The 800-nt window shown below is 66.5% G+C and carries 1 pseudogene; it reads right to left on the bottom strand.

From position 1 onward, the window contains the following. Positions 1-467, bottom strand: a pseudogene (locus A5694_RS18595) (PE-PPE domain-containing protein); the annotation flags it as partial. Between the last annotated feature and the right edge of the window lie 333 nt (positions 468-800).

Genomic DNA, 800 nt, shown 5'->3' with positions numbered 1-800 from the left:
GGGACGCCGTCGTGGGCCAGCTGCGCCATCGCGATCGACCCGGCCGTGGCCCCTTGCGAGTAGCCGAAGATCCACAGCGGGTTTTCGGCATCGTAGGCGTCGGGGTTGGCATCGAGTTCGGCGTGCACCGCCCGCACGATCTCGGCGGCCCCGACGAAGCTGCTGTGGCCCTGCAGGATGAGTTGCGGGGTGGAGAGCACCTGCAGCGGCGAATCGCAGGTGCCGACGCCGATGACGCACACCGTCGGATCATCGCCGGCGTCGAAGCCCAGTGGCTGCAGGAAGAGATCGGCCGCGGTCTGCGCGAAGGCCGCCGACGGCGTCGGCAACATCGTGCCGCCGACGAAGATCGCGGTATCGGCGAGCAGGTTGACGTCGGTATAGGTGGCGTGGACCGCCGGCGCGGTGAGCACCCCGCCCGCGACGGTGCTGGCAATCGCAATCGGCGTCAAGGCCTTGGTCAGCATCACGGGGCGTCCCCTTCACCGCAGAAGCTAAAGAATTCCTGAGGGCGATCATGGCAGCGACGCCGGACAGAAGTCAATGGACTGCCATCTGGGACGGCCGCTGTTCCGGGCTCCTACCACCGCGGCGCCGTTGACTCTCGTCATGCGAGAATGCCATTATCGGCTTTTCATGTCCTGTCGGCCGGCTCTTACATAAAAACTAGGTGTGTCGGAATGAACGTAACCAAAGCTTTCGCCCCGCTCGCCGCCGCGAGCGTGATCGCCGCCGGCGTCGCCGCAGCTCCGGTCGTCCAAACGACATTCGCCCGGGTGGCCCTGCTGTCGGACACCGCG

It is taken from the genome of Mycolicibacter sinensis, assembly GCF_001667945.1.
Classification (GTDB): Bacteria; Actinomycetota; Actinomycetes; order Mycobacteriales; family Mycobacteriaceae; genus Mycobacterium; species Mycobacterium sinense_B.
This window is presented reverse-complemented; position numbering and strand designations above follow the sequence as displayed.